General features: G+C 33.6%; 2 protein-coding genes. Both read left to right on the forward strand.

The genetic code is table 11. The features are described 5' to 3' along the window. Window positions 1-235 precede the first annotated feature (235 nt). Complete coding sequence (locus tag JF259_RS17555) at window positions 236-670, forward strand: hypothetical protein (RefSeq protein WP_199117013.1); 435 nt, start codon at window positions 236-238, stop codon at window positions 668-670. Next, window positions 645-878 (forward strand): hypothetical protein, encoded by a 234-nt coding sequence (locus JF259_RS17560; RefSeq protein WP_199117014.1) that lies wholly within the window; start codon window positions 645-647, stop codon window positions 876-878. The genes JF259_RS17555 and JF259_RS17560 overlap by 26 nt, the downstream gene beginning before the upstream one ends. Window positions 879-1,313: the final 435 nt, after the last annotated feature.

Here is a 1,313-nt window from a genome sequence, read left to right on the forward strand (position 1 = left end):
AGGAAAAGGAAGAGAGAATAGTTGAAGAGAATCAACAGAAATTTGATTTTTGAACCAGGCCCTCGAAGCCCCTTTTAGGGGCAATTCAAAGCCACCTTCTTAGAAGGTGTGATTTTTACTGATTACGTACTAATAATTATTAAAATTTACATCGAACCCATACAAACGAGTACCTTGTTAAGAGTAATTGTTTGGTTTTAGGAGCGTAATATTGTAAAATTGAAATTCTTAAAAGATGAAATTTTTGTTGAGGGTTGTATTGTGTCTTTTGGCAATATCTTGTTCGTCGGCAAAGCTTACAGAGCACTGGCGAAATCCCGACTACAAAACAATAAGCCCCAAAAGAATACTAGTTATAGGTGTAACGCCTAATTTAGAGGTGCGAAAGGCATTTGAATTTCAATTAGCGACTGCTCTTAATGCATGTAAAGTTAATGCAATACAAAGTGCTGTTGTATTTGAAAGCGTATTTCATGATGCAAAGCAAACTGAAGCAGAAATTAAAGCTAAAGTAGATACCTTACTTTCGGTTGGGTATGATGCAGTGTTGGTATCGGCCGTTAAGGGAGTTAATGAAACGGAATCGTATAGTAGCAAGTCGGCAAAAACCGATTACCGTTTTAAGAAAATTTATAGGGTATTATTTGTTATATCAAGAGGCACTTTTTAACCAGGATTACTATAGGCGATATAAAGTGTATACCATCGAGACATCATTATATCATTTGGAAAAAGAAGGCGGATCTAATTTGGTATGGACTGGTTTTTATGATCTTGTAGACCCAATAGATGTGAAAGAAACAATAGATTTATATGTTAAGGCTGTTGTTAGAACCTTAGAAAAAGAGCATATTATTTTTAAAAACGAGTCACTATAGAGAAGGCGTTTCTAACCTACATACCACATGCTTTTAAAGTACCTTCCCATTTTTGTAATACTGTCGTTATTTGCTGCACTAGATGGATCTTTTCCAAAAAAGTAGGTAAATGGAATGAATTTTAGATTATACCCATCGTACTTACATGAGTTTTTATGTTAAAACGATTGATTTTCAATTTATTGAGTAGTTTTGTTGTGCAAACTATGTCATCCTGACGAAATATGGAGAAGAATCTCATCATTATGAGATTTCTCGTCGTTCGCTCCTCACTCTGTCGAAATTACAACACATTAGAAATCAAATATTTAATTATGTTTTAACCTTGAATTATTAATCGAGTTTGTATGTTTAAAGCGTCGTTCTAAAACCAGGAGGTATTATTAACTTGTTAAAGATAAAATTAACTTAAATAATACCACCTGACATGAAAGA

The organism is Snuella sedimenti (assembly GCF_016428595.1).
GTDB lineage: Bacteria > Bacteroidota > Bacteroidia > Flavobacteriales > Flavobacteriaceae > Snuella > Snuella sedimenti.

What these genes read in the sequence shown, in the direction of transcription:
- JF259_RS17555 (WP_199117013.1), top strand. Translation starts at nt 236, where the DNA reads ATGAAATTTTTGTTGAGGGTTGTATTGTGTCTTTTGGCAATATCTTGT.